Origin of the sequence: Brevinema andersonii, assembly GCF_900112165.1 — a bacterium.
Taxonomy (GTDB): Bacteria; Spirochaetota; Brevinematia; order Brevinematales; family Brevinemataceae; genus Brevinema; species Brevinema andersonii.
Genome location: NZ_FOKY01000007.1, coordinates 17353 through 44349 on the forward strand (window position 1 = coordinate 17353; position 26997 = coordinate 44349).

Here is a 26997-nt window from a genome sequence, read left to right on the forward strand (position 1 = left end):
TTATGACATACTCTATTTGACATAATATGGAAATTATAGTCTATTTTCAAAATTTTTACAAGCAAATATACCATTCCAGATTTAGACACATTAATTCTATATAAAGAAAGAAATTAAATTTAATGACAAACTAATTTTTTGATAAGAAAGCAGAAATTCTTTGCTTTAGAAGCGGCTCTCGAGATAGAGCATTATATACTTGGCGAGTCGGCCGACCAGCAAATATTAAGACTCTATCACCGATCCTCAAGGCTTCCTGAATATCATGAGTAATAAAAATAATAGTTTTTCGGATAAACTTTTCTTTCAAAATATCTACTAGTGCCTGCCGTGAAAGCATATCCACAGAAGCAAACGGTTCATCAGCAAAAAGAATTGTTGAATCAGTAACCAAAGCCCTGCATAAAATTGTTTTTTGTTTCATGCCTCCGGATAATTCATCAGGAAAAAAATGCCAATAATTTTCCAATCCGAATTCTTCCAGCACCTGCATTACTTTAAGATTAATAATATCTTTATCCATGCCTTGCAAAATCATCGGCAAAGCAACATTTTCCTGGACAGTTTTCCAAGGCAGAAGAGAATTATTTTGATCAATGTAAGCAGAAATTTCCGGCAAATCGGAATACCACTGACCCTCTATGCGCGCATTGCACTCGATCCCTGCCATAAGACGCAGCAACGTGCTCTTACCACAGCCACTGTGGCCTATTAAAGCAATTTTTTCTCCAGAAGAAATCGAAAAATTCAAATCCTTCATGATCAGTGTGCTGTCGTAAAAAACAGAACAATTACGTGCCTCAAATAGTTGTATCATCAGTCCCTCACTCTGCGATTAGCACTTTGGGATCAAACCCAGGTTCGATAAGGCCAGCATCAATCCATTCTTGGGTACGTTCCTGCCACACTTGCAAATCCATAATACCCCACTGCTCTGTTTCCGTGAACCAATGTGGACTTAGTATATTCAGGCTTTCCCGAATAAATGCCCTGGTGTATTCGGGATTGCGCTTGACAAAAATTTCCACAGCTTCGTCGGGATATTCGTAAGTATAACGATAGCCTGCTTCTGTGGCTCTGAGAAATCCTGCAACTTTTTTAGGATCGTTTTCCAGCAAGGCTTTAGATGCAATCAAAACCGGAGAGTAGTATTCCCCTTGATTCTCAAAGTTTCTTTTTGGAATAAAAGAAACTTTTTTGCCTTGTATTTTTAGGTCGACAAATGCCCAGTCTTCAAAAGTGTTGATAAAATCTGGTGCATTAGGAGAATCCGTACCAAAAGGAACCACTCCCGGCGCTGAAATTTCCAAGATTCTAACGGTACTAAAATCCGCACCTTGACGCTCGAAAATTCTTTTCAAGCGCTCTATTTCCTTTGCACCACCGTAGGAACCGTATGTTTTTCCCTCAAGATCCTTGAATGATATAATTCCGTCCCTATTAACTGCCCAGCCCGAAAGATCACGCCTTACAAGAGCAGAAACCACATTAATCGGTAGCCCGTTTTGATAAGCCAGCAGAACTTCTGTCAGATAAGAAATCCCAAAATCTGCTTTTCGCGCAGCAACTAAATTTTCGGGCTTACTGTTCGCCTCGATAATTTTCAAATTAAGCCCTTCTTTTTGATAAAAACCTTTATCCTGCGCAACGTAAAAACCAATATGGCGTGTATTAGGTGTCCAGTCGAGCGCTAAACTAACATCCTCCTGACGCATACACGCCGATAAAAACAAAATAAGGAACCATACACTCTTCATAATAACTCCTTTTTTGAGGAAAAAGTCTCTTTGAAAACGAGGCTGAAACAGAAGATCCAGCAATACCACAACAGCATACAATAAAATTCCGCATAAAGCGCTGGCTGCTGCTCCGTAAAACACGAGATCCATTCGGAACAAGCTGAGTGCTTTAGCAAAATAAACTCCTAATCCTTTCTCGGAACCGAGTCCTTCTGCGCTGATCGCAGCGCTCACAGCCCATATTCCTGCGGATTTAAATCCGGAAAAAAAATACGACCTTAAAAACGGCAGATACAAGTGAAAAAGTTTTTGCTTTTGGTTGGCTTTAAGGGTATCAAAAAGATAAACCAAAGATCCAGATAACTCTTTGAACCCCCTTGATATACTCAAAAAACAAGGAAAAAAAGCCATCCATGCTACTATGATGATTTTCACATATATAGAAAAACCGAAAATCAATACTGCTAACGGCGCAAGTGCAATAAATGGTATAATTTGTAAAGTGAATATAAAATATACCCCTATTTTTGATAATTTTGGATATCTTATGGTCCACAAAAATATTACAATAGAAACCAAACCTCCTAAAAGGAGACCAAAAAAAGATTCGAAAAAGGTTGTAAAAGTACACATAGATAAAGAATAAAGTAGATTGGTATAAAAGTCCAAAAATACCCCCATTGAAATACAGGGAGCTGAGCAGACTTTTATCGAAAAGAAATACTCCCTACGCCAGTATGAACTGGATCAGGTTATATCGGTCGCCGAAATATCGGCCTCTCAGCAAAATGCTCCCGAGTATTTCAAGTATTATAGCTTATTTTTTCGGCACAATGCAAGTTTAAAATGTTTTTCTCCTCAAAATAAAATATTGATTACGGGCCAACAAAAAGGACAATTGGTATAAAATATAAGTATCATCAATATGATCCTTATATTTAAATTGCAAAGAAGTAGGCTCATTGAGAATATCAAAACGTACCAGTTCTTGGTTAAGGATGTACCCTTGACAATGGTCATAATCAGGTACTTCAAGCAATTGGGCTTCTGTCCAATGCACCAAGGCTTCGAAATTTTGAAGAGCATTGTATATCGGAGCACGAAAAGAACCACAAATTTCAACAAAATTATTCAGCAACTCTAAACATTCCTGCAACGAACTACGATACACAAAAATAGAACCTATTTCAATATTAACACCAGCAATTTTTTTGAAAGTCGGATAGTAATAGTTTAATTTTAAACGATCATGGCTGATATTAGAATACTGCTGCATTTCCTCGTGAAGTTTTCCGCCATCGACAAAACTAATGTATGAATGAAACATTTCCTTTGTCCAAACACGTGCTTTAGATAAAGGCTGTAATGATATCATTTAATCCCCCAAGTTGCGGCACCATCCCAATTTTGAGGAGGTTGTTCAATAAAATGAGAGCAACGATCGGTATACAAAAAAGCCAAATAAAAATCAGGATTTTCTTGCTTCAAAGCTGAAAATTTAGGCAACGCTTGAGCAAACAGACCCTCAAAATAAAGCTGTAACGCTTCGTGATAGCGACGATAGAACATTATTTGAGGTGAAGTAAGGAGTTGCTTTAACTTTGGTTCAAAAATCTTCACCGGAAACGCTTTACCTTTAACCCTAACAGTATCAACCTTAACAAAGAAATAGCGGTCTTTATCAAACAATGCATCCTTTGTGAACTCGCTGATCAAAATTGGACATTTATACTGTTTGGTCAAGCCTTCCAGACGAGAAGCAAGATTCACCGTATCGCCAATTACCGTAAACTCTATTTTTTGTTCGGAACCAATATTTCCAACCACAGCTTCTCCTGTATTGATGCCAATACCTACTTCAAAAGTAATTTTACCTTGCCCCTTCTGCCGTGCATTAAAACGTTCGATGCCGTTCAACATGCCAAGTGCTGCAGCTACTGCATGATCTGCATCGTAAGGTGTACTTTTGGGAGCACCAAAAACTGCCATTATGGCATCACCGATAAATTTATCAATAATACCTTCTTTTTGAATAATTTCGTTGACCATTTCAGTAAAATAAGCATTGAGAGACAAAACCAGATCCTCTGGATGGAGCATTTCAGCAATTGTCGTAAAATCACGAATATCCGAAAAAAGAACCGATACTATTTGCTTATTGCCGACCAGCAAAGCTTCTGATGATCTGTTCAAAACATAATCGATTACATTGCTCGGAACATATTTTTGAAAAATAAAACGGATTTGTTCTTCTTTTGTTTTTGCTAGCACTGCCTGGTATGCATAATTTTTAATCTGATTATAGGCTTTCTCCAGCTCTTCGATCATATCATTAAAACTACGTCCAAGATAACCAATTTCATCAAGATATGAAATCTTGATGCGCTGAGTCAGATCCATATTTTTAGTAATAGCCTGGATCGTATTCACTGAATCTTTTAACGGTTTTGTCAGAAAATCAACAAAACTCCATACTATAAGAGTAGAAATAAAAAGACCCGCAGCAAAAATAACTCCTAAATACTTCATAATTTCATGAACAGGACTATAAAAATAATCGTAAGGAACTACCATTACAATCCATGCTTGAAGATCAATATTGGGCAGAAAAACACCGACTCTTTTAGTACGATCAGGAGCTGTGTATTCAAGCCAGCTACTTTCTAAATTAGGATTTTGCGCGGCTTGTTCTTCATATTTTTTAAGCAGCACAAACAATTCCTCTATTTCTTCCATATTCATATTGGTTTTGGATGCCCAAAACGATGCTCTGTCAACAGTAAACTCTCCGGAATAAGGAATTAATACAACTGTTTCTTCTGGAAATTTTTTGCTGTATTCCAGAATATTAATTCGGCAGTCCTCTCCCAAATAACCTTCTAGTTGAGGAACATCCCTTCTTAAAATCTGAGCTTGAGCAAATCGAAAAACTTCTCCCAGACGATAACCTAAAAATTCTTTAGCAATTTTCGTAATACCGTTACTTGACGAAAAATATGTCGTTACTCCTAGAAACACAAATACAACAATAATTAAAGGTATAATAACTACTAAAATCTTATATCGTATACCAAATTTGACAGCCATATGCTCAGGAGTACCGGAGGAACTATTACTTTTCTTTTTCTGCATTATTCTACATTATACGTAGCATTATTTTTATTATCATTAATTCTTTCAAAAAAATCAAGTATTATATCAAATAAAAAAAATTTCTATACAAAAGGGATTGCATTTTTTAGATATTTCTTTATAATATTACAATATAAAGAATTGGAGCTTTTCAATGAGCGAAACAGATATTAAGTGCTTAGAAAAACGTATCAAACAGCTGAAACGTATTTATTATTTAGAGCAAACTATGTTCGACGCACCTGATCTCAACTCTATGTTAAATACCGTACTCAAAGATTGTATTGCTCTTACAGAAGCTACCAGTGGTTCCATTATGTTCTGGGATGAAAACTCGGATTGGCTATACTTCTGCACATATTATGGGTATGATCCCGAAATAATTAACTCAACACAAATGAAAATAGGCGACGGAATTACAGGAACCACAATTCAGAATGGTCTTCCTCAAATTATTAATAATATTTCGTTGGATCCTAAATATATTACACTTCATGAGTCTATTCAATCAGAAATGTCTGTACCTCTAAATATTAAGGGATTTACTTTAGGAGCGATCACACTGGATAATATAAAAAAAAATTCATTTACCGACTGGCATTTAGAACTTATTCAAATGATTGCTGGGTACAGTTGCTCAGCGACCAATTATTTTTTGGAAAAAATGCAGTTTAATAAACTGTCCGGGATTTTACAACTGTTATTAGAGCTGCCTTCCATCCAAGACCCACAAGATCTATTTGCCAAACTGGCTCAAAGCATTCATGCACAAGGAGCATGTATTATCAATAAGTCAGGGACTCTACTTTACGAATTCGGCCGAATGGCAGCCCCTGTTATCCCTAATACAGAAATTTTTGACAACACAACTATTAACGTTCTGCATCATCAAAATAATCAAATGCCTTCTCATATTCGCTTAACTATTCCTTGTGCAGCTGACCAATTTTTTTTTGTTGTTGACAAAAATTACTACTGCTTTGAAGACAAAATCATCGATCTTACCGTATGCCGTAAAATACTAGAAATTTTATTTCCGATAAATAATTACACTCAACAGCATTTCTCTTATAATGAATATATTTACCAATGGGCTTCTAAAAAAATGTCTGAATCTTCTGGCAACATTTACAATAACGCCATCGCAGAAATAGAAACTATACTCATCTCACAAGCATTAAATTTAAACAATTATAACAAATTAAAAACTGCATGTTTTCTTGGCATCAACAGAAATACTCTTCTTAATAAAATAAATCTTTACAATCTATAACATAACAAAATGTTAAATAAGGAATTTTCATGAATCAAGACAAACCGTACCTTTCAATTATTTATATTTCGATATTTGGATTTTTTCTCACAGGAATTTTAGCTTATCCTTACGGAATCAACTGGGATAATTCTTATGTTTATTACAATATCGATATATTCAATAACTGGATGGGTTGGTTTTACCCTTCTTTGTGGAAATACCTAATTAATATAATTGATCTAAAGAATTCTATAGGCCTGCTGCATAATATATTCTACTGGATTGGCATACCTCTTATTTACCTAAACTTTATCTATATCCCTCCCCTTTTTCTTTCAAATAAAAAATATCTCTATAATTATATAATATTTGCATTTTGTCCCAGTATTGTTATTTTTTTGACCAACATCACTAATAATGTTCTTTTATTGAGTTTTTTAACACTTGCAATTGGCAGTTATACGGTTTTTCGAAAAAATAAATCTAAAATATTTTTTTACTATCGATAATACTATTGATTTCTTCTACCTTTATTAGAAGAGATGCAGTAATCATTATTATTCCTTTACTCGTATATTTTCTATTCACGGCATTTCGGTCAAAATTTTATTCATTTTTAGCTTGTATCATCTGTATAACAGCAATGATAGGCTTCAATTACTTAGCAAAAAAGAATATCAAAGATTATGATAGCACAATCAACAGTATTGAACTCATTACAATTTACGATATTACAGGAATGAGTTATTATAAAAAAGAACTGCTGATCCCTGATGAAATATTAAAAGAAGAATAATCGAGGTTCTAATCGCAATCAGGTCTTGGACACTATTTTAAGCAGTACAAACATTCATGTTGATTATATAACATTTGAGAATACAGGAGTCAATGAGAAACTTTTAAGCGGAACTTCATGGAAGTCTGGCCTTACACTAAAGAAAGCACTGCCAATTTATATAAATAATCTTCCTTATTATTTATTTTTTCGGCTTAAAACAATGAAGGGTTATTTTGTTGAGATGCATTCTCTTTATGAACCAGCTTTTCATCAAGATATATTGGATCAAAAAGGATTATCCCACCCTTCATTTAATATTGTTGAATTTCTTAGGAAAACATTCATCAGAACCACAGAAATAGTTCTCGTGTTTTTCTTTCTACAATGGTTCTATTTTTTTCTTAGCATTTTTTCCTTATATCTTTTATATTCCAAACGTTTTTTCATGATATACCCTCTACAAGACCGATCTTTTTGCACTGTATTGATTATCACGGGTTGTATTGGATCCTTATTAAGAATGATTTCTTCAGTTTCCATACAATTACGATATCTTACGCCAGCTAATTTCTTAATATGGATTGCATTTATTTACAGTGTACAAACGTTTTTAGAGCATTACGACATATCTCTGACCAAAAAAAACAGATAAATCAATCAAATATGACTTCTTGAAAGATAATTGGATTTATTGGTAATAGATTCTTTAAGAATAGCCAATTTATAAATGCATCATGTCTATTCTGCATATTATTCCAAATTATACAATATCAATTTTTACGGTTGACACAAAAATAAAAATATAGTATAATGCATATGTAAATATGCTCGAGGCAATATGAGCAATATTTTAAGGAGATCTTAGATGGAAAGACTGTATACTTTAGCAGTACTTGTTTTAGCTATAAGTCCTGCGTTTTCTGCTGTTGGGGCACACAATTTCGTAATCAAAGCAGGAGGAGGTTTATCTGCTAGTACTACTCAACCATTAGAATATTTGGATGGGAAAAAACGCCCTGAAGTAGAAATACAGCAGGAAACAACAACTTTTGTTGGAGGTGTAATAGCTGTAGACTTAGGATATCAATTTTTCGGCACAAAAAATTCTGTAGTACAAGGTGTTGATGCACTTATTGGTTTTGGTATGAATTTTGACACCATGCTTACAATAGCTGAGAGAAAGTTGCCGCCAGGATTAGGCGCCAGATTAGACATACCATATGGATATATTAGTTCTACTTATTCAGTAGGACGTCAATTTGATAATGCTAAATTGATGTTTGATATTCTAGGTATTAATCTCGCTATTGGAAACATGACACTCCACTCTTCAGAATACGATGAATACCACAGTACAGAAGCCGGGGGTGTTTTTCACGTGGGAATCAACCTTCCTATCGGTACACAATATATTATGAATAATGGATTTGTAATAGGATTTAGACATTCTCTTAACTTTTTATTCCCTGCATATAATAATAAAGATGGCGATAATTTCCTTAATGAAAAAGTAAACAATAAAACATTAAGAGCTATCAATTATATTAATTATAATCTTATTGTATCTTTTGGTTATATGTTTGGAAAATAATTCAAAGTTATTTCTAAAACTATTTAATATTTGTTAATCATCTCCCAGTCTATATAGACTGGGATTTTATTTGACATTATCAGAGCTAAAACATAACTTCAGGATATACTGCTGTTCCTGAAATATCATTTTTATGAAGCTGGTATACCATAAAATATTCATCTGGAACATCAAAAGGTGATTTAATACCATATTTTGATGCAGTCTTAAAACCGCATTTTGTATATACTTGCGGAAGTCCTAATACAATAATCAAAGGGTAAGTCGATTCTTTTGCTCGAGCTATTGCTTCTTGAATTAACATAGTACCATATCCTTTTCCGTGTTGCTGAGGCAGCACAGCCAGAGGTGCCAGACTCAAACAAGTAAATTCTTCTTCCTCTTCATTCACAAGAAATATAGGATGCAGCAATATATAACCAACAATATTTTCATCCTTTTCAAGAACTAAAGAAAATTGAGGAATAAAAAATTTACTCGCATGCAGACGATTAACTAAATTTGATTCATCAAAACGATTAAAAGCTCGTACTAGTACTTCTGCAATCTTCATACGATCATCAGGCTGTTCAGCTCTGATAAAAACATGATCCATAATGATCTCCTAAAAAACGCACTAATGAATAGTGCGTTTATTCAGTATAAAAATAGCAATAACTCTTTCAAATGTCAACTATTTTACACGCTCAATATAACGATCATCACGGGTATCAACACGGATTTTTTCACCAACATTCACAAAAAGTGGTACTTGAACTACAGCTCCTGTTTCTAGAGTAGCAGGCTTTGAACCCCCACTCACTGTATCTCCTCTGAGACCAGGATCAGTTTCAACAACTTCAAGTTCCACAAACATAGGAGGCTCTACTGCTATAACTTCATCCTGATATATCTTCAATTCAGCAAGCATTTGATCTTTCAAGTATTTGACAGCATCTCCTACGATATCTTCCGATACCGTATATTGTTCGAAAGTGTCTTGATCCATAAATACAAAATCCAAACCATCACGATAAAGTAATTGAGCAGTTTTATTATCAACACGTGCCTGTTCAAGAGTATCTCCTCCTCTAAAAACACGTTCCAACATATTACCACGCAGCACATTCCGAAGTTTCGTTCGCATCACAGCTCCGCCTTTTCCTGGCTTATGATGCTGGCACCAAGCCACATACCACAAATCATTCTCAAATTTCAGAATCATACCTTTTTTAATATCTTCATAATTCATTTTTTCTTCTCCAAACTAAAATTTTGTTTTTTCACTGATTTTAATACAGGCTGCTGTTTGTTTTTGATATACTGTTGGATTAATTTATTTGTTTTTTGAGTATTATCTGCAATTTGAACAATCTTGATAAACAAAAACATATTCATAAACGTAGGTACTAAAAAGACCGTGGGTATTAAAACAGCCAAGCCTGTCCAAAAATTTTTGTTTCTCCAGTTAAAAAATGTAGTAAAAACATCAGAAAAATGGCTGACAATCCATGCTGTTGCCGCAAAACAGATCGCAAAAAATACAAAACTTTTAATCCAAGAATTCCAAAAAACTGTTTTTATTATATTCTGAATTGTTTCTTTAGAAATCATATCCACACTCAGTAATATATTCAAATCCTGTACTACGCATTACCATAATATCTTCTAAACGTACACCGCCTAAACCAGGAAAATAAACTCCAGGTTCTACAGTTAACACCATATTTTCAGTAATAGGATAATTCCAAGTTTGGTTAAGACGTGGATTTTCATGGACTTCCAGACCTAAAGAATGTCCTAATCCATGAACAAAATACTCATCATACCCATGTTGGTGGAGATAATCACGGGCAATCTTATCGATTTCACTGCCTGTCATCCCGCAACGACTATCTTGTTGTACTTTTTTAATAGTATCCTCAATAATTTGCCTTGCTTGAAGAAGCTTAGAATCCACTTCACCAACTCTCACAACTCGACTGAAATCCGAACAATAATGATCTTTCACAATTCCAAAATCAAATTGGATTAAATCACCCTCTTCTATTTTTTTAGAACTTGCAGCACCATGAGGCAAGGCTGCTCTCTTTCCTGAAGCAATAATAATATCAAATGCCACCGCAGAAGCACCCTGCTTACGGCAATAATATTCCAGCTCCGCCGCTAATTCCAATTCTGTTATTCCTGGTTTAAGTAAGCTTTGTATATACAAAAATGCCATTTGAGTGATACAGGTATTCTGTCTAATGGTTTCTATTTCGAGTTCATCTTTGATCATTCTGGTTTGTGCAATCGTCACATCCTGCATAACTTGAGTGTAAGGAGGAAGTGCTTCGATCATAGATTTACCCATTAGATAACTCATGCTGTCGGTAGAAAATTTCAGCTTTTTAAGAGAAGTTCCTTTTAAGATCGATTTTAATGCAGCACCAAAAGGATTATTAACCCCTATTTCCTCCAAAATAATAGTAACTTGACATTGCTCCTCCACTTGAAGAAGATAACGCCCATCTGTAAACAAATATACCTTATCAGGAAAAATAAGCAAATGATTATTACTCCCCGTGCAGCCTGTAAGGTAAAAAATATCAGGAGCATGAACAGTTAAAAGAGCCTCATCTGCAGAAAGGAGTTGCGTTACTTTAATAAGACGCTTTTCAAAGATAGGATTTTTTATCATTCCCTTTGGCATACTGCCTCCTTAATGAATAAAGAAGATAAATCATAATTGATTTTTCAAAAAGAATCAAGCATCTTTTTTTGATTTTTTTATTAATCCACTTCAGATTTAAGATTGTTAATTCCGATATCTCTAAAGTAGAATTTTTTTGAGGCGCATTATGAAAAAAAGTTTACTTTTTGCTGCTATTTTCGTATTTCTATTCTCTGGATTTAATTTTTCTCAAACTTTTGATACTATTGATACAGCTTCATTCCGAGACGAACCAAAATACACCGAAGATGCACTCAACAGGCTTTATATTGTCGGGCTTCAATATATGACTGAAGGCAATTTAACACAAGCAGAAATTTCTTTTCGAAGTATTTCAGCATTTCCTTTCCGTTCGAAAGACTGGCGTGCTGTAAGATTTTATAAAGGAAAATCCCATTTCTATTTAGGTGACATCTACTTCATACAAAAAAAATATAACCAGGCAATAGAACAATATAAAGCAGTTGCTCAAGAATACACAGAAATTGAAGAGTATACAAGTTCATTGTTTAAGCTGGGAAAAAGCTATATTTTATCAGGCAATTCCAAAGAAGGAATTGAGATCCTACGCACTTACAATTTCAATTACGGAGGTCAGGATGGGTTAGCTGATAATACTTTGTATTGGATAGCTCGTGGCTATCTTTTGGAAGAAAATTACCCCGCAGCACTTAGAACTTTGGAACAAATTCTTTCGGAATACCCTGATTCTGCAATGTCTTACGACGTAAGGATTTTGATTGCACAGCTCAAAACAGACTCTTATCAGAATAAAAATCCCGACGCTCAAAATGCTATCAATTCGAGTCAGGAAAAGGCATTAGCAATTGAGTCGAAAAAAGAATTAATCGTAAGAATCGAAAATATTTTACAGCTCAAAGAACGGTTGCTTATGGTAAAAGAAAAAAAACTCGAACTGCTAGAAAAAATAAGCAGCATCAGATCCAAAGCTATTTCAAACCGCCAGGCATTCGCAGCTAAAGATGGAAATTCGCCATGATGAAAATAAAAAAATCAGGAGAAAATATGTTGTGTCAGTCTCTGTCAAAATTAAAGTATATTGTTATCATCACTCTTGTTTTTTTACCTCATGCACTTTATTCTCAAGATAATTGGGTCAGTATCAGCAACGAATTTCTTAAAGTGAGCCTTGATCCTCAAACAGGGCGTTATATTATTGCCGATGCACAAAATCCATATCTTCCTAAAATTACATCATTGAACGCGCCAGAATTTATTGTTCCATTGACTCCTGTTCAGGATAAAATTCTATCAGAAAACGCTATTTTAGGTCAAATCCAAAATGCTCTTAACTTTACTACCTTAAATATCAATGGAACACCAATTGTCTTCGGGTCGCCTGAAGGGCGTTGGCTTTCTGTGCCGATCATTTCCGAAGCGAGAGATCAAATACTTTATGCATGGCGCTTGGGTGATGTTGATATTTTGCAAATTATCTCTATTATCAAAAATCCCGATACGCTGCTTAATGATGCGGTTTCGGTAACATATCAGTTCAGAAATAACAGCGGCCGTATCCAAAAAATAGGAGCACGTTTGGTATTGGACCCAACTCCTGGGGATGGACAGGATATTCCTTTTATGCTTCCGGGAGACATAGAAATTAATACAGAAACTGAACTCAGTAGTAGCGATATTCCTGAATATTGGTTTAGTACTGATCAATCAGGACAACTATCGCCTTATACGGTACGAGGTATTCTTCAGTCGTCACGAACGACCAAGCCAGATCGTATCCTTTTTACGTCACTTAACAATGCATTGTCTAATCCTTGGACTATAAGACATAATCCACGCAACCTGCTTTCCGATCAAGATACAGCCGTTGTCATGTATTATAATCCTCAAGAACTCAGCCCTAATTCATCACGCTCTATTACGACTATTATTGGGATTTCAGGGGTGATCAACACCAGTAACAACGGATTAAAAATTAATTCCAGCGTAATGAGCGCACAGGATCAGAATCCTATCAGGCTTGATTTTTGGGTTCAAAATACATCAACCGAAATTTTCGATCAAGTTAATCTGGATTTGAAAATTCCTCCTGGATTTAATATGCTCAGCTCCAATCCTAAAACCCTAGAAGACCTAGGACCTCAAAGTTCGGCAAGATTTGTAGGCTGGAAAATCAGTAGTATCAACAATACAAGCAGCACATTCCAAGCAACGCTAACAGCACAAGGACTACGAAATGGCAATGTAGTAGCCACTTTAAACATTCCTATTACATTTACTATCGAATCAAACATGGCTGCTAATGAAGAATTTCTCATCAAAGAAACAGCTGCCCAAACTCTAGAAACCTTACAAAATGAAGACAATATACCAAGTATTTCTCTAGTTTTAGAGGGTTTTATGCCGGAAGATACTTACGGGAGCACCAGTGAGAACTTGGATGCCCTTTACCAATACTTTGCCGACAATACACAAGAAGATAGTTCATATATCATTAAAATAATTGAAACAGAACGGCAATTGTTGGAAGAAATTCGAGAAGCAGAACGAAATATTAATGAAGTCAACCAACAATATAAAATTCTAAGAAGCGTATACAAACAATTATACGAAAATAAGAATACTATTGATAGCTATCAAATTAACATCCAACAAGTGCAGGATAAGCTTAACAGCACAGAAGAAAAATTGAAAACGCAGCAACAAAGTTATTCTAATCTTACTAAAAAATTTGATTCTTCAGCAATTTCTTGGATAGAATAGAGGAATATTAATAAAGAACTCATTATATGAGGAAATGTGACCGAAAATAAGATATAACAAAAAAAAGAAGGAATATGTGAATTTCGAGCAAAGGTCCGATCAGACATTTATTTTTTCGCAGATTATGAAACAAAAATTATCTATTTTATCGATGAATAGAGCACAAATTACTATACTTATTGATTCGATATCAGAACACAATCCTTTTATTAAGACGCGCTCGTTTGAAACCGCGAAAAAAAATAAAAATTCCTACCCTGCTGCCATTGATGAAATTTTAGCACAGGAAACAAATTTCTATCAAGAAATCCGCGAAGAATTGATCCTCGACCTGCAGGACGCAAATGACGATAAAATACTTTATCTGATTCTTGGAAGCCTAAACAGCCAAGGATTCTTAGAAACCACTTCTCAAAAACTTTGTGATTCATTATCGCTTGATGCCGAGCGTACAGAATTCCTGAGAAAAAAAATCATGCATGGTTCTTATCTCGGACTTGGTTCAATTGATTACTATGAATACTTAGAATTTATCACAAAAAATCAATTTGGAGAAACTTCTGTAGAACATCAAATAGCAAAAGTCATTACACATTTCAAAAAAAACAAAATCCGTAAGGAATTTTTATATAAGAAATTAAAACTTCCTCAACACGAAATTGATCAGGCTTTAGAGCATATTAAAAAAATTCCTCTTAGTCCCCTTGGAACACAAACATTGAAAATTATTCCGGATTTTGAAATAAAAATTCATGCTGATCATATTTCAGTGATACCTTATCGCGACATTACGGAAGAAATCATCATACCCTTGCAAGCAGTATCTTCAAAACAAGGGAAAGAAGCAAAATTACTTTTGGATGCTTTAACCCTCAGAAAACAAGGCCTACAACAACACGCTGATGCATTAGTAAATTTACGAAAAGATTTTTTTCTGGGAGGCCCATCTCCATTACAGCCTGTTGGATTGAAAGAAGTCGGCAAAATCACGGGCCGCCATATTTCTACCGTCTCACGAGCTCTATCAGGGAGACATTTTATGTTTAACGGCGAAATTTATCCGTTTTCATCCCTCCTGACACACAAAGTAGGAAAAAGCAACAGTCTGATCGTCAAAAGCTTAATAAAAAAAATTATTGATAATGAAGACAAAAATATACCTCTTTCGGATGATAGTATTGCTCTTATTTTAAAGAAGCAGGGACATTCCATTGCACGCAGAACCATTTCAAAATATAGGCATGATTTAGGAATTGGCTCTATCCATGAAAGAAAATTAAAATAGGTAAGGTGAATTATGGATCGGTTAAGAGAGTTAATAGAGCGTGATCAATGGGCGGAATTGCTGCAGGACGCTCAACAAATTGCAGATCATGCTAAGCACTCTGATATTGAAGTTCTGGCATTTTCTCGGAAAGAGGCACTGAAGAAAGCAGTGGATATTTTCGGAATTGATAGTAGTTACTTGATCTGCGAAGAACTAATAAAAGGAAATCCTGGTTTTCTGGGTTGGTTTAAAATTCCTAATCAATACTTAATTTCGATCAAACCAGAAGTTCTGTCTTCCCTGAAGAAAAAAAGTGACTACACTCAAAATAACGAGTTAGCTCAAAATAAAAATGGCACTTTCCGTTTGATCATGAGAAAAAAAGGGTTAGAATTGGTTGTTTACCCTCCAAAAGGTATAGGAAAACCAGTATATACTAAAGACATCGAAGCAGAATTGGAACGCCGGAATATCACAGATATTAATAATATTCTGATCCAAAAGGCATTAAAAAGTCCAGGAGAAACATTAATTATTGCTCCATATATCAAATCAGAGCAGGATGCTACTTTTTCAATCAGCACTGACAAAAATGATATGACAGCATTTCTGAGTATTTCAAATCCAGGAAATAAAGGTAGAATACCTGAAAAAAATGAGATAATTGACGGCCTCAAAAAAATAGGTGTTGTCCACGGTATCAATGAACTTGCTGTAACAGAAGCACTAGATAATGAACTATATCAAATCTCTATTCCAATCGCAGAAGGTACGCCAGTCCAAAACGGGACTAATGCTTATATTGAATACTCCTTTCCAGTAGGTGAAGATCGTATTAAATATGCTGTGCGCCCTGACGGAAGTGTAGATTTCAAAGAATTAAACATAATCCACAACGTCCATAAAGGTGATGTTGTTGCGGTGATGCATCCTCCCACCAACGGCACCAACGGTATGACTTTATCAGGAGAAATTATCCAAGCAATACCTGGTAAAGAATTAGCTTGGAATATCGGAGATAACATAACTATTTCAAAAAACGGTTTGGAAGCCATTGCAGCAACAACCGGCCAAGTGTACCTCAACAAAAACAATCAGCTTTGCGTTGATCCGTCATTTGAAGTAGCTGGTGATGTCGATCTAAGCATAGGAAACATTGATTTCTTAGGCAGCATTATCATTAAAGGGAATGTCAATGACGGATTTTCCGTACATTCCGGAGGAAACATTGAAATTCATGGGCATGTTGGCAAATGCGTCATTCATGCTGAAGGCGATATTATTGCACACAAAGGAATCCAAGGAAAAGACGAAGCACATATAGAATGCAGTGGCAGCTTATATGCCAAATTTATCGAACGTTGCCAGTTATCAGTAGGGCAAAACATTATCGTAAGTGACTCTATTCTTCACAGCAAAGTAATCTGCCAAAAAAATATTATTGTACTGGGAGGCAAAAAATCAATTATTGCAGGCGGCATATTACAAGCTAAAAATCGCATTTACGCTAAACAAATCGGCGCGGAATCATATATCGAAACGCAGATTGAAGCAGGATATTCTGCTCAACTACTTAATGAACTCGAAAAAATGCATCTGTTCGTAAAGGAAAAAGAAAAACAATATGGCATCATGAAGGACGAAATTAACGGATTATCCAGCAAATTGCCTCCGCAAAAAGTACACCAGCTGGAACAAAATCTTTTTGCTTTGAAAAAACAACAAAATAAAGGTTTACAAACTATCGAGCACATTAACGAACAAATACGATTAAACCACTCAGAAGCGATGATTTCTGTAGAAAAAAAGATTATGCCTGGTGTAAAATTAACAATTGGAGATGCACATTTAGAAATTTCAACACCGCAAAATAGCGGCTCTTTTGTTAAAAAAGATAACAAAATTATCATGAAACCTTATGAAGCTCCGCAATTATTACAAAATCAAGCTAAAAAATAAACCATCCATTTAGTTGATTTTTTAGTATAAATCAACTATACTGTTATTAATTTACAGATTGTGAGGAAAATTTTATGTATATCAGTGAAGTGGATGGCTATATAGAGCCTATTTACAATAAATTAAAAATCTTGGAAAGAAAATTCGAATTATCATGTATTGGTTTGAAAGATCAAGAAAAATTACTCCAGATATATAAAGATCTTAAACAGATAAAACATGATTTAGAAAAATTGAAGAAATATGAATTAACATGGGAAGATCTCAAAAAATATAATATTACAGCTAATAATTTAGAAAAAAGCATACAAGTTTCAACCTCAAAAGAAGCAAACTATAAAACATCAATAGAAGATTTTATGGCTTTAGCAGAAGTTCCTATCGAGCAATATTCAAAATATGGAAAGCAACCTATTAACGAATTTTATTCAATCATTAACTATTTTAATGACAATTATTTAAACTTATTTACACAAAAAATTTTAATTTCATCCTCAAAAACTAGCAATATCAGAGAAATAATTTATTTACAATATCAAGAAATTTTAAGATTATTTAAAAATTATATCAACTATATTGATTTTGGAACAGATTATTACGGAAAAACAAAACAACACAATATGAAACAATCTATTAGTCAAAAAGAATATCAAAATTTATTGCAAAAATTACTCATTTTTATTACAAGTATAAAAAATTATATTTATAATATACAAAATGATTCTTCTTTTACAGAAGAGGATTTCAATAAGAACATCAGTGGTGTATCACCGGACAGCCGTATTTATGGGTTAACGTTAAAAGTAGCACTTGAAGAATGCCTGACATTTACTCAAGAACTTGAGGAATATCTTCATATTGCAGAAAAAGATATTATCGATACTATCAATATAAATGAAAATAAAAAAGAATTGTAGGAGTTTTGTTATGCCACACCGAATCACCAATAAAAACAACGTTATCGGCGAAAATTCTACCTTTGAAGGTACGATTCAATTGCAGGGTGAATTACGTATTGATGGCACCTTTTTAGGCAACGATCTTAATACAGAACATATTACTGTCGGTAAATTGGGACGTGTTAAATCAAATATTACCGCTTCCTCCATTGTTATTGAAGGAACCGTACTGGGAAATATTGTTGCTCATGTGCGTACAATGTTGCTACCTACAGCAAAAATTTTAGGCGACATCACTTCACCAGAATTAATCATTCAAAACGGTGTAATGTGGGACGGACATTGTCATATCAGTATAAATCCTTCTGCAAACATAGCTAATGAGATTCATAAATTATTTGAATAATGAGTAAAATCATTATTACTTTAGGAGATCCTAATGGCATTGGTCCTGAAATCACTTGTGATATGCTATCCCAATTAGTACCACAAGAATTAAAACGCATTGAAATAATTGGGGATCAATTTTCTTGTAATATAATTTCAAGATTATATCCTTCGTTAAAATATTACATTTCTGCTCATGATTTTATTCCTGATTTTGGCAAAATATCTGCTTCAGCGGGAGCAATCGCATTTCAAAATCTTGAAATTGCTGTTTCCTTATTAAGGACAGGGCAATATTCTGGACTCGTGACGGCACCTGTTTCTAAAGCTGCTATTGTTCTTGCCGGCAAAAAATTCACAGGCCATACAAATTATTTAGCAGAACAGTTTTGTTGTGAAACCGAAATGATTTTTTGGAGCGAGAATTGGTCTACTTTATTAGCAACTATACATATTCCGCTGTCTGAAGTCTCCTCTTCACTTACAGCATTACGTCTCACACAGGCTATTATTCATGCCCATTCTTTTGCTAAAATTTATCATTCTGAATCTCCTATCGTAGCAGTTGCTGGACTCAATCCTCACGCTGGCGAAAACGGAACTATAGGATTAGAAGAACAAAATATTTTTATTCCGGTGACTCAAAAACTCCAAAATCAAGGATATAATATTCAAGGCCCGATTCCAGGAGATATTGTTTTCCGTAACGCCGAACAAGGAAAATATCATATAGTAGTTTCGCCTTATCATGATCAAGCATTAACAGCATTCAAACTGCTTCATTTTTATGATGGAGTGAATGTTACTACAGGACTTCCGTTTATCCGCACTTCACCAGATCATGGAACCGCATTTGATATTGCGGGCAAAAACAAAGCAGATTCATCTGTAATGCTTCAGGCACTTTTATTTGTTCTGAAAAAAGGTCATCATATCTAAATATTTTTCAAAAAAAATCCGATGTAAATATTATCATCTTAAAATAGGAGTGTTTCATGCAAGGGCATCACGTTTACAAAACAAATGACATCGAAACCGCAAGCAGTATTAAATTAGTTGTCATGCTTTACAGTGGGGCTGTCCGTTTTACACAACTGGCTATTGATGCCATTAATCAAAAAAACTACGAAAAAGCCAATGAAAATATCATTAAAACGCAAAATATTGTAGGAGAGTTATTGTCATCACTTAATTTTGAAGCAGGAGAAATTTCAAATACTTTATCACAATTATATTTATACATACACAGACGTCTTTTAGAAGCAAATCTTCAAAAAAAGAGTGATATTTTACAGGAAGTATCTGAAATCCTACAAAATTTAAAATCTGCTTGGGATGAATTATTAAATAAAGAAGAAAACAATACTCTTGAAATAAAAAATATCAATATTTCAGGATAAGTTGAGGAAATTATTATGTCTGAAAATTTACATGTGGAAATTTTTGATTTGGAAAAAGAAAATCTTGAAACTCCTATAGAAACACCGGATTTCCTTCAAGAAAAACATTTTACTCCATTAGATCCAAATTTAGACAAGATTTTTAGTGATACACCTACAGAAAGTGAATTGGAAGAAAAATTTAATATTCAACCAGCTCCTGAGAATGAAGTCTCTCTTTTACCTAGACCTGAATTTTTAGAAAAAGAAGAAATTTCGGAATTGGATGCTTTTGCTCGATGGAATAATCATCATACATCTTCATCCCTAGAAAATGAAGAGGTTACTAAATCGGACGGACTTATTCCATACCATAATAAAGACCATTTTTCTCTAAATTCTCATGAAAATGTGCTTAAGGAAAGCGAAGATATGTTAAATGAAATTTCTGATTTTTCAACACAAAACGATGAATTAGATGATATGCTTAATCAATTTGACATCGAAGTCAATCAACTAGAACAAAATCTCGAAGAACTAAAAGGTACATTAGCTTCTCTTAATCAAGGACTGCTGTCACCTATCTCTTCTTCAAATAATGATTTAGATCAGATTTTCGCAGATTTCGATAAAGAAGTTCATCAAACATTTCAGAATATTCCTCTAGAAGAAATTAGTATCTCTTATAAAAATAGTGAGCTGACTACTGAGGACAATGATGATTTTGAGCAACAGATCGAAAACATTATCTCTTCAGAAATAAATGATGATCAATTTTCAACTCCCATAACACCAGATATCTCAGATTATACTATAAATACATCTACTTTAACACCACAAGATGAAATTGACTATTTAACTAATTTTATTCCTCAAGAATTAGAAGAAAATAAAATTTCTTTAAATCTATCAGAATTTAATAATATTGCAATAGAAGAAGAAGAAGAAGAAGAAGAAGAAGAAGAAGAAGAAATAGTAAAGTATGAAAAAGAAGATTCAACACCAACAACTATTGAAATTGACGATATTCACCCAACTGACATTATTCTTCCTCAAGAAAAAATTATTTCAGAAGACACTCTTACTTTATTAAACAACAGTATCCCTATGTCATCATCACCGTTTACTACACTATCAAAGGAAGAATTTACAGCAGTTTTAAAAGAATTAGATACTTTACTTGAATTTTTACCAGATTCAAAAATAGAAGAACTTATTCACAAAGATTTCTATCATTTATATATTCGTTTAATGGATGAGTTAGGAATATAAAATGGGGCTTAAGAAAAAGTTAATTCAAGCCAAACATCAATTTTCAATTAAGAAAAATTCCTTAGAACATAAAGGATTACGCTATAAATTAGTCTATTTTCGGAAAATGGATACTAATTACCAAAATCAATAATTTATTTTTTTCCTACTGATGCTAATTTATGTATAGAAAACTGATTAAGCATAAATCCTTCAATATTATTTTGTACCACAACATTCTGATATGGATAGTACAAAGGAATTAAAGGTACATCTTTATATATTTGCTCTTGTATAGTTTGATATAAACGCTTACGTTTTTGTGGGTTGAGTTCTTGTCGAGCAACATCTAACGTATTATCAACTATAGAATTAGAATAAAAAGTAAAATTCCCTTTTGGGCCGAAACTAGACGAATGTAATAAAGGATAAATTCCTAAATCTGCATCTGCTGGTACACTGGTCCATCCTAACAAAAATAACTCTGAATCTCCATTTTTGATTGCTTCCAAATATTTACCCCACTCATAAATATCAACAGTGACATTAAAACCTAATTCATAGAGATTAGCCTGAATAACTTCTGCAATTTTCTGCCTCAATCCTTCTGTAGTCCATAAGGTAATTTTTACATTTTCAGAAATATTGGCTTCTTTGAGAAGCTTTTTTGCTAAAGCCACATCTCGTTCACGTTGAGGTAATCCATCATAATAACCTACAACAGAATTTTGAATTACAGAAGAAGCAATATCACCTGCTCCAAATAATATAGCATTAATAATGCCTTGATAATCTAAACTGGATGCAACCGCATTACGGATTTTTTCATTTTTCCACATAGGATTTCGTGATTTTCCAACATTAATACCTAAATATTCAATACGAGGCAATGCCATTTCTAAAAAAGTCAGCTGTTGATTTTGTTTTAATCTTTCACGATCACTACCATCAATATCATAGGCAATATCAACTTCACCTGTTTCTATCGCAATAGAGCGTGCTGATGAATCCGCAACAAGTAGAAATTTTAATGTTTGAACATTAGCAGGAGTCCCCCAATAATCATTAAATTTGTGAAAAATAATATTTTGACCCCTATTCCAATGCGAGAACATAAAAGGTCCCGTACCTACATGTTCTGAATTGGCATTTTGACTTTCCACAACTTTCTTATTGACAATAATCATACCAGCATGCGTCAGTAGTGCTAAAGCAAATGCTGTAGGATCTTTTAAGATTATTTTTACTTTCAAATCATTAATAGCAGTAGCAGATTTAATAGGTCCGAAAAGTGTTTGAAATGCAGGTGAAGATATCACCGTATTAATACTATAAGCAACATCTTCAGCTGTCAATATACTACCGTTATGAAATCTAACATCCGGTCTGATATCTATCTCAAGTTCAGTAGGAGTAACATAACGCCAATCAGTCGCTAATACAGGAATAATATTCCCATCTTTATCCATATCAAAAAGCCGTTCAAACATTTGATTCATAATTCTATGAGTATGCGTATCATTTGATTGATAAGGTACTAAAGAAACCGCTTCCACAGGTACAGCAACAGTAATTTGGCCACTATTGGTTGCACTGCCGCAAGAAATAAAAATAAAAAATGCCGCCAGGCTATAAAACAATTTCTTTTTCATGTCTGCCTCCTACATAGACCTTTACATTATAAAAGAAAAAAAAGACATTGTCAAATATAAAGTCTTTATTTAATATATTTGCATTTTCATATAAACATAGTATAATTTAAACATATCTAATCTAAGGAGAAAGCAATGTTTCAAAACCCGTTTTTTAGAGACTTTTTAGCTCTATCAGAACCAATGGCTGCTTTATCATTAATTTTATTAATAGCATGTTTTTTTATTATAAAAGTGTTAGAAAATAAAAAAATCGATTTTTCTATCCGGATGTTTGTAGGCTTGATCATTGGGATTATTTTAGGGCTCGGAATCCAAGCTATTTCAGGATTTCCAACACCTGAAACAATAAAATCGAGCCTTTGGATTCAACAATGTATATCTTGGTATTCATTATTTGGGACTGCATTTGTTAGTTTTATCAGAATGTTGGTTATTCCCATCATTCTTGCATCAATGATCCGTGTTATCCTCAATTTACAGAGCAGTATCGATATTAAAGCATTAATTAATCACGCTTTGTTTTGGTTGTTATTTACTACAGGAATCGCAGCAATTGTTGGTATCATTTTATCATCTATCGTCGATCTCGGAGCTGATATTGCTGTCAAAGAAAGTACAAGAGCTGCTCGTGAAGTCACTAATATTGTTGGTGTATTGCTCGGTTTAATTCCCTCAAACACTGTTGCTGCAATGGTTAACGAAAATATCGTCGGTGTTGTTATTTTTGCATCATTCATTGGGTTTTCTGCACGTATTATGTCCAGCAAAGAAAAATATCAGGCTGTTATGAAAGTGTTCAACGACCTAATCGAAGCTATCTATAGAATTGTTATGTCCATGGCTATGACTATCATTAAATTTATGCCTTATGCAGTTATTGCTTTGATAGCCCAGACACTTATTTCCAATGGTATGTCCGCTATCAGAGAAGCTATGACATTTATTATTTTAGTATATATTGCATCAGCAATTATGATTATTGTTTATATGGTTATTATCTTAGTACACGGACTCAATCCCATAACATTCGTCAAAAAATCAATGAACGCATGGTTGATGGCATTTTCAAGCCGTTCATCTATAGGCTCCCTACCAATGACTATTTCAACTCTAGAAGAAAAATTAGGAGTCAACACAGGAACTGCCAATTTCGTAGCATCTCTCGGATCAACAGTAGGCATGAATGGTTGTGCAGGTTATTTTCCAGCAATGGTAGCAATGTTGGTAGCACGCATGACAGGGACACCTATTGATTTAAATTTTATGATTATGGTGGTTATGGTAGCAATATTAGGTTCTTTAGGTATAGCAGGTATTCCAGGTAGCGCGACTATGGCAGCATCAATTATGCTTTCTGGAATTGGTTTGAGCCAGCATTTTAACTTATTGGCTATTGTTTTAGCAATTGATCCCATCATTGATATGGCACGGACAATGGTCAACGTTGCTGGAGCAATGACCTCTGCTGTTAGTACCGATAAAGAATTAAACACTCTTGATATCAAGAAATACAATTCTAGTGAAAATCAAGAAAATATCTAATCAAAGAGGGAAATATGAATATAATAATTGCTGGGGGTAATGCTGCAGGAATGTCAGCAGCTTCACGTTTAAGAAAAAACCTCCCCAACGCTAATATTATTGTGTTGGAAAAAGGAAATTTGGTATCCTTTGGAGCTTGTGGGCTGCCGTATTTTGTTGCAAGCGAATTTGACGACCAAAACGAAATGATCGCTCGTCCTTTAGAAGCATTTCAAAAAATAAATATTGATGTACGCTTATTTCACGAAGCAATTTCTCTGGATCCTCAAGCAAACACCATATCAGCCAAAAACACACAAACTCAGGAGATGATCACTTTACCTTATGATAAACTTCTTATTTCCACAGGAGCTGCTCCTTTTATTCCAAACATAGAAGGTATTAATTTGGAGGGGGTTCATACATTAACTAAAATGGAAGACGGTGCAGCATTGCGTACAGCTCTTCCAAATGTAGAAAAAGTTGTAATTATCGGTGGAGGATTTATTGGTTTGGAAACAGCAGAAGCTATGTTGCATCAAGGAAAAGAGGTAACCATTATTGAATTGGATTCGCGAGTGAGCAGTCGAGTATTCGATCCTGAAATTACCGAACATTTGGAAAACACCATCCGAAAACATGGCGTTAATCTTAGATTAGAAGAAAAAGTAATAAAATTCAGTGGCAAGAAAAAAATCCAATTTGTCCATACAAATACAAACACTTATGCTGCAGATCTTGTAATTATTGCTGCAGGTTTTAGTCCAGCAACCAAATGGTGTCAAAATATTGGTTTGGAAATGCTTCCCAATGGTGCAATTATCATTGATGACCAAGCAAAAACAAATATTAAAGGAATCTATGCAGCAGGAGACTGCGCAACTATAAAACATTGTGTACTTAATCAGCAACGTTATATTCCTTTAGCAACAAGTGCAAATAAATTAGGACGATGCTTAGGGGATATTTTAGCAGGGAAAAATATAAAATTCCAAGGCACGCTTGGGTCTTCAGCGCTACGTTTTATGGATTTCGAAGCAGGACGTACGGGTATCAGCGAACATGAAGCACAGAGTGCTGGATATAATTACAGTACCAATACTATTCAAGATTTCAACCATACCAGCTATATACCCGGTAAAACTCCTCTATATATTAAATTGATTTATGATAATAATAGTCGGATTTTGTTAGGAGGACAAATATGTGGTCCTCAAGATGCCGTTTTAAGAGTAGATGCATTAGCAGCAGCTATCTTCAAAAAAATGACGGTTGATGAATTAGGTATGTTAGATTTTATTTATGCGCCACCATTTGCACGAACTTGGGAAGCACTTAATATAGCAGGCAATACATCAAAATAAAAACTCCCCGAAATGGGGAGTTTTTATTATTTTTTATGTTTTTTTACAGTAGAAAGCAAAGAAATTAATGTACTTTTTGACTTTCTTAATTCATCAAACTTAGAAGTATTTGCCAACCGAGACCATTCCTGTGTAACACCAAAAACTCCAGCTTTATCTATAGTAGATCTTAAAATTAATTTCTTTTTGTCATCTGATAGCTTAGTGCGGTTATAGAAATATTTTCCGTCTTTTGGTCGGTAAATTTCACCATTCGTCCATTCTCTTTGCCATCAAATACAAGCTCATACAGAAAAATCACATCACTAATATTACGATCTCTTAGTGCAGGATCAGGATTTTGAGCATCTTTCTGATTATTTACAGATCCATCGAGATATGCATAACCATAGCCATAAAACTTGCCGTTATGTTCGAAAATTTCTACAACAGTATCTAAATTATGCCCGCTTTCTTTATCGGAGGGCATCACCCACGATCCTAAAATATCTTCTGCTTTAACTTGCGACCAACTGTCAATTGTTGATGTCAAGATGGTCAAAAAACTGAAAACCAATATTTTTTTCATTCTTTTCTCCTTATATTTAAGTTTTAATTAAATTTCCATTTTATACCTGTATCTATTTGTATAGCAAAATGTTGCTTAAGATAACGATCTACCAGCCATGTACCTACTTGCCCACGGAAATATGGAATAAGTGACGGATACTTCTTGGGAAGCTTTTTCCTATGAAAAAGCTCCAAATATTCCTGCTCTAACGAGTCTTCCTGAGGACAAAGTGTGTTCCAACAACGAAACTACAGCAAATGACATCCCTCTACCGGTCAAACTGTATCCTAACTTGATATCATGACGGAAAAAAAAGTCACGAGCTTTTAAGATAACAGACTCTCTGTTATGGAAATAGTACTTGCTAGGATCAAGACCAATGCTGTTAAAATAATATATTGAAGGTCTGTATATTAAAGCCAGCATTCCTCGCCCTGCAGGTCCTCCAAAAGTAAATTCAGGAGAAATTTCTACAATTAAATTGTGAAATCGTTGGAAAGCTGGTTTTAATATCATAGGATTCAAGCCTGTTGTTATGTAAAGTTTAGTATGAGATTATTTAAAGTTTAGTTTGAGACTTAAAGGATATAATATATAACAGTATTAGGAGGAAAAAACAAGACAAAAACCGACGACATAAGATATTTTCATCCCTCTTATTCTTCTTAAATACTCTAAGAGTAGAATATACCTATACACGAAGAGAAATTTTATGAAAATTTAACTTCATAACCGACGACATAGATTTTCTCCTTTCTGAAAATGTTTAGAAAATGTTTAACTACTGTATTTATCAATACTTATAGTTATAAGAAAGGAGGTTTAGGCTTCCA

At 34.2% G+C, this 26997-nt stretch carries 26 protein-coding genes and 1 riboswitch; of the genes, 14 read left to right on the top strand and 12 right to left on the bottom strand.

Annotated elements, in window-relative coordinates; genetic code table 11:
* Nucleotides 1-130 precede the first annotated feature (130 nt).
* From BM018_RS04710 to BM018_RS04725, 4 genes are all read right to left on the bottom strand, one after another.
* On the bottom strand, nucleotides 131-817 hold the full coding sequence (locus BM018_RS04710) for an ABC transporter ATP-binding protein (RefSeq protein WP_092319130.1): 687 nt from the start codon (nucleotides 815-817) through the stop codon (nucleotides 131-133).
* A 7-nt stretch (nucleotides 818-824) separates the two neighbouring features.
* Nucleotides 825-2318, bottom strand: coding sequence for an ABC transporter substrate-binding protein (locus tag BM018_RS04715; RefSeq protein WP_159428181.1), 1494 nt, complete (start codon nucleotides 2316-2318; stop codon nucleotides 825-827).
* Nucleotides 2319-2446: 128 nt separating this feature from the next.
* Nucleotides 2447-2547: riboswitch (TPP riboswitch) on the bottom strand.
* A gap of 33 nt (nucleotides 2548-2580) precedes the next feature.
* Entirely contained in the window at nucleotides 2581-3114 is a 534-nt protein-coding gene (locus BM018_RS04720; RefSeq protein ID WP_092319132.1) for a hypothetical protein, read from the bottom strand.
* Entirely contained in the window at nucleotides 3111-4871 is a 1761-nt protein-coding gene (locus BM018_RS04725; protein WP_092319134.1) for an adenylate/guanylate cyclase domain-containing protein, read from the bottom strand. Before BM018_RS04725 ends, BM018_RS04720 begins: the two co-directional genes overlap by 4 nt.
* A 154-nt stretch (nucleotides 4872-5025) precedes the next feature.
* Here BM018_RS04725 and BM018_RS04730 point away from each other — a divergent pair, with 154 nt between their 5' ends.
* The 3 genes from BM018_RS04730 to BM018_RS04745 all read left to right on the top strand — a co-directional run bounded on the left by BM018_RS04730 (nucleotide 5026) and on the right by BM018_RS04745 (nucleotide 8495).
* Nucleotides 5026-6144 (top strand): GAF domain-containing protein, encoded by a 1119-nt coding sequence (locus tag BM018_RS04730; protein ID WP_092319136.1) that lies wholly within the window; start codon nucleotides 5026-5028, stop codon nucleotides 6142-6144.
* A gap of 625 nt (nucleotides 6145-6769) precedes the next feature.
* Nucleotides 6770-6922 (top strand): hypothetical protein, encoded by a 153-nt coding sequence (locus tag BM018_RS07820; RefSeq protein WP_159428182.1) that lies wholly within the window; start codon nucleotides 6770-6772, stop codon nucleotides 6920-6922.
* An 847-nt stretch (nucleotides 6923-7769) separates the two neighbouring features.
* The gene (locus BM018_RS04745; RefSeq protein ID WP_092319142.1) at nucleotides 7770-8495 is read left to right on the top strand and encodes a hypothetical protein; all 726 of its coding nucleotides are present in this window, start codon (nucleotides 7770-7772) and stop codon (nucleotides 8493-8495) included.
* Between the two features lie 85 nt (nucleotides 8496-8580).
* Here BM018_RS04745 and BM018_RS04750 read toward each other — a convergent pair whose 3' ends face one another.
* The 4 genes from BM018_RS04750 to BM018_RS04765 all read right to left on the bottom strand — a co-directional run bounded on the left by BM018_RS04750 (nucleotide 8581) and on the right by BM018_RS04765 (nucleotide 11169).
* A complete protein-coding gene (locus tag BM018_RS04750; protein WP_092319144.1) occupies nucleotides 8581-9090 on the bottom strand; it encodes a GNAT family N-acetyltransferase in 510 nt (169 codons plus the stop codon).
* A gap of 78 nt (nucleotides 9091-9168) precedes the next feature.
* Complete coding sequence (gene efp, locus BM018_RS04755; protein ID WP_092319146.1) at nucleotides 9169-9726, bottom strand: elongation factor P; 558 nt, start codon at nucleotides 9724-9726, stop codon at nucleotides 9169-9171.
* Nucleotides 9723-10088, bottom strand: a complete 366-nt coding sequence (locus BM018_RS04760; protein WP_092319148.1) for a hypothetical protein — start codon at nucleotides 10086-10088, stop codon at nucleotides 9723-9725. The genes efp and BM018_RS04760 overlap by 4 nt, the downstream gene beginning before the upstream one ends.
* Nucleotides 10078-11169 carry a M24 family metallopeptidase gene (locus tag BM018_RS04765; RefSeq protein WP_092319150.1) on the bottom strand — a complete coding sequence of 364 codons (1092 nt, stop codon included), beginning with the start codon at nucleotides 11167-11169 and terminating at the stop codon, nucleotides 10078-10080. Before BM018_RS04765 ends, BM018_RS04760 begins: the two co-directional genes overlap by 11 nt.
* Before the next feature lie 148 nt (nucleotides 11170-11317).
* On the opposite strand from BM018_RS04765, the gene BM018_RS04770 reads away from it, so the two are divergent.
* The 9 genes from BM018_RS04770 (at nucleotide 11318) to BM018_RS04810 (ending at nucleotide 21095) form a co-directional block, all read left to right on the top strand.
* Nucleotides 11318-12190: a tetratricopeptide repeat protein gene (locus BM018_RS04770; protein WP_092319152.1), complete on the top strand. Its 873-nt coding sequence runs from the start codon at nucleotides 11318-11320 to the stop codon at nucleotides 12188-12190.
* Between the two features lie 26 nt (nucleotides 12191-12216).
* Complete coding sequence (locus tag BM018_RS04775; protein WP_143280419.1) at nucleotides 12217-13932, top strand: hypothetical protein; 1716 nt, start codon at nucleotides 12217-12219, stop codon at nucleotides 13930-13932.
* Between the two features lie 76 nt (nucleotides 13933-14008).
* Nucleotides 14009-15217 carry an RNA polymerase factor sigma-54 gene (locus tag BM018_RS04780; protein WP_092319156.1) on the top strand — a complete coding sequence of 403 codons (1209 nt, stop codon included), beginning with the start codon at nucleotides 14009-14011 and terminating at the stop codon, nucleotides 15215-15217.
* Between the two features lie 12 nt (nucleotides 15218-15229).
* On the top strand, nucleotides 15230-17158 hold the full coding sequence (locus BM018_RS04785; protein ID WP_092319158.1) for a DUF342 domain-containing protein: 1929 nt from the start codon (nucleotides 15230-15232) through the stop codon (nucleotides 17156-17158).
* A gap of 74 nt (nucleotides 17159-17232) precedes the next feature.
* On the top strand, nucleotides 17233-18075 hold the full coding sequence (locus BM018_RS04790) for a hypothetical protein (RefSeq protein ID WP_092319160.1): 843 nt from the start codon (nucleotides 17233-17235) through the stop codon (nucleotides 18073-18075).
* A 10-nt stretch (nucleotides 18076-18085) separates the two neighbouring features.
* Nucleotides 18086-18463, top strand: coding sequence for a bactofilin family protein (locus tag BM018_RS04795; RefSeq protein ID WP_092319162.1), 378 nt, complete (start codon nucleotides 18086-18088; stop codon nucleotides 18461-18463).
* Nucleotides 18463-19383: a PdxA family dehydrogenase gene (locus tag BM018_RS04800; protein WP_092319164.1), complete on the top strand. Its 921-nt coding sequence runs from the start codon at nucleotides 18463-18465 to the stop codon at nucleotides 19381-19383. Before BM018_RS04795 ends, BM018_RS04800 begins: the two co-directional genes overlap by 1 nt.
* Nucleotides 19384-19439: 56 nt before the next feature.
* A complete protein-coding gene (gene fliS, locus BM018_RS04805) occupies nucleotides 19440-19844 on the top strand; it encodes a flagellar export chaperone FliS (protein WP_092319167.1) in 405 nt (134 codons plus the stop codon).
* 15 nt (nucleotides 19845-19859) lie between these two features.
* Nucleotides 19860-21095 carry a hypothetical protein gene (locus BM018_RS04810; RefSeq protein WP_092319169.1) on the top strand — a complete coding sequence of 412 codons (1236 nt, stop codon included), beginning with the start codon at nucleotides 19860-19862 and terminating at the stop codon, nucleotides 21093-21095.
* A gap of 134 nt (nucleotides 21096-21229) precedes the next feature.
* Here BM018_RS04810 and BM018_RS04815 read toward each other — a convergent pair whose 3' ends face one another.
* Nucleotides 21230-22726: an ABC transporter substrate-binding protein gene (locus BM018_RS04815; protein WP_092319171.1), complete on the bottom strand. Its 1497-nt coding sequence runs from the start codon at nucleotides 22724-22726 to the stop codon at nucleotides 21230-21232.
* A 135-nt stretch (nucleotides 22727-22861) separates the two neighbouring features.
* Here BM018_RS04815 and BM018_RS04820 point away from each other — a divergent pair, with 135 nt between their 5' ends.
* Both BM018_RS04820 and BM018_RS04825 read left to right on the top strand, forming a co-directional pair.
* Complete coding sequence (locus tag BM018_RS04820; protein WP_092319173.1) at nucleotides 22862-24271, top strand: cation:dicarboxylate symporter family transporter; 1410 nt, start codon at nucleotides 22862-22864, stop codon at nucleotides 24269-24271.
* 14 nt (nucleotides 24272-24285) lie between these two features.
* Nucleotides 24286-25614, top strand: coding sequence for a CoA-disulfide reductase (locus BM018_RS04825; protein WP_092319175.1), 1329 nt, complete (start codon nucleotides 24286-24288; stop codon nucleotides 25612-25614).
* Nucleotides 25615-25640: 26 nt separating this feature from the next.
* Here BM018_RS04825 and BM018_RS08300 read toward each other — a convergent pair whose 3' ends face one another.
* The 3 genes from BM018_RS08300 to BM018_RS04840 form a co-directional block, all read right to left on the bottom strand.
* Nucleotides 25641-25859, bottom strand: a complete 219-nt coding sequence (locus BM018_RS08300; RefSeq protein WP_407640966.1) for a hypothetical protein — start codon at nucleotides 25857-25859, stop codon at nucleotides 25641-25643.
* Complete coding sequence (locus BM018_RS04835) at nucleotides 25790-26182, bottom strand: DUF2147 domain-containing protein (protein WP_092319177.1); 393 nt, start codon at nucleotides 26180-26182, stop codon at nucleotides 25790-25792. Before BM018_RS04835 ends, BM018_RS08300 begins: the two co-directional genes overlap by 70 nt.
* 159 nt (nucleotides 26183-26341) lie before the next feature.
* Entirely contained in the window at nucleotides 26342-26680 is a 339-nt protein-coding gene (locus BM018_RS04840; protein ID WP_092319179.1) for a hypothetical protein, read from the bottom strand.
* Nucleotides 26681-26997 lie beyond the last annotated feature (317 nt).

Coding starts and splice junctions, on each gene's coding strand:
- BM018_RS04710 (WP_092319130.1), bottom strand. CDS start 817: ATGATACAACTATTTGAGGCACGTAATTGTTCTGTTTTTTACGACAGC.
- BM018_RS04720 (WP_092319132.1), bottom strand. CDS start 3,114: ATGATATCATTACAGCCTTTATCTAAAGCACGTGTTTGGACAAAGGAA.
- BM018_RS04725 (WP_092319134.1), bottom strand. CDS start 4,871: ATGCAGAAAAAGAAAAGTAATAGTTCCTCCGGTACTCCTGAGCATATG.
- BM018_RS04730 (WP_092319136.1), top strand. CDS start 5,026: ATGAGCGAAACAGATATTAAGTGCTTAGAAAAACGTATCAAACAGCTG.
- BM018_RS07820 (WP_159428182.1), top strand. CDS start 6,770: ATGATAGGCTTCAATTACTTAGCAAAAAAGAATATCAAAGATTATGAT.
- BM018_RS04745 (WP_092319142.1), top strand. CDS start 7,770: ATGGAAAGACTGTATACTTTAGCAGTACTTGTTTTAGCTATAAGTCCT.
- BM018_RS04750 (WP_092319144.1), bottom strand. CDS start 9,090: ATGGATCATGTTTTTATCAGAGCTGAACAGCCTGATGATCGTATGAAG.
- efp (WP_092319146.1), bottom strand. CDS start 9,726: ATGAATTATGAAGATATTAAAAAAGGTATGATTCTGAAATTTGAGAAT.
- BM018_RS04760 (WP_092319148.1), bottom strand. CDS start 10,088: ATGATTTCTAAAGAAACAATTCAGAATATAATAAAAACAGTTTTTTGG.
- BM018_RS04765 (WP_092319150.1), bottom strand. CDS start 11,169: ATGCCAAAGGGAATGATAAAAAATCCTATCTTTGAAAAGCGTCTTATT.
- BM018_RS04770 (WP_092319152.1), top strand. CDS start 11,318: ATGAAAAAAAGTTTACTTTTTGCTGCTATTTTCGTATTTCTATTCTCT.
- BM018_RS04775 (WP_143280419.1), top strand. CDS start 12,217: ATGTTGTGTCAGTCTCTGTCAAAATTAAAGTATATTGTTATCATCACT.
- BM018_RS04785 (WP_092319158.1), top strand. CDS start 15,230: ATGGATCGGTTAAGAGAGTTAATAGAGCGTGATCAATGGGCGGAATTG.
- BM018_RS04790 (WP_092319160.1), top strand. CDS start 17,233: ATGTATATCAGTGAAGTGGATGGCTATATAGAGCCTATTTACAATAAA.
- BM018_RS04795 (WP_092319162.1), top strand. CDS start 18,086: ATGCCACACCGAATCACCAATAAAAACAACGTTATCGGCGAAAATTCT.
- BM018_RS04800 (WP_092319164.1), top strand. CDS start 18,463: ATGAGTAAAATCATTATTACTTTAGGAGATCCTAATGGCATTGGTCCT.
- fliS (WP_092319167.1), top strand. CDS start 19,440: ATGCAAGGGCATCACGTTTACAAAACAAATGACATCGAAACCGCAAGC.
- BM018_RS04810 (WP_092319169.1), top strand. CDS start 19,860: ATGTCTGAAAATTTACATGTGGAAATTTTTGATTTGGAAAAAGAAAAT.
- BM018_RS04815 (WP_092319171.1), bottom strand. CDS start 22,726: ATGAAAAAGAAATTGTTTTATAGCCTGGCGGCATTTTTTATTTTTATT.
- BM018_RS04820 (WP_092319173.1), top strand. CDS start 22,862: ATGTTTCAAAACCCGTTTTTTAGAGACTTTTTAGCTCTATCAGAACCA.
- BM018_RS04825 (WP_092319175.1), top strand. CDS start 24,286: ATGAATATAATAATTGCTGGGGGTAATGCTGCAGGAATGTCAGCAGCT.
- BM018_RS04835 (WP_092319177.1), bottom strand. CDS start 26,182: ATGAAAAAAATATTGGTTTTCAGTTTTTTGACCATCTTGACATCAACA.
- BM018_RS04840 (WP_092319179.1), bottom strand. CDS start 26,680: ATGATATTAAAACCAGCTTTCCAACGATTTCACAATTTAATTGTAGAA.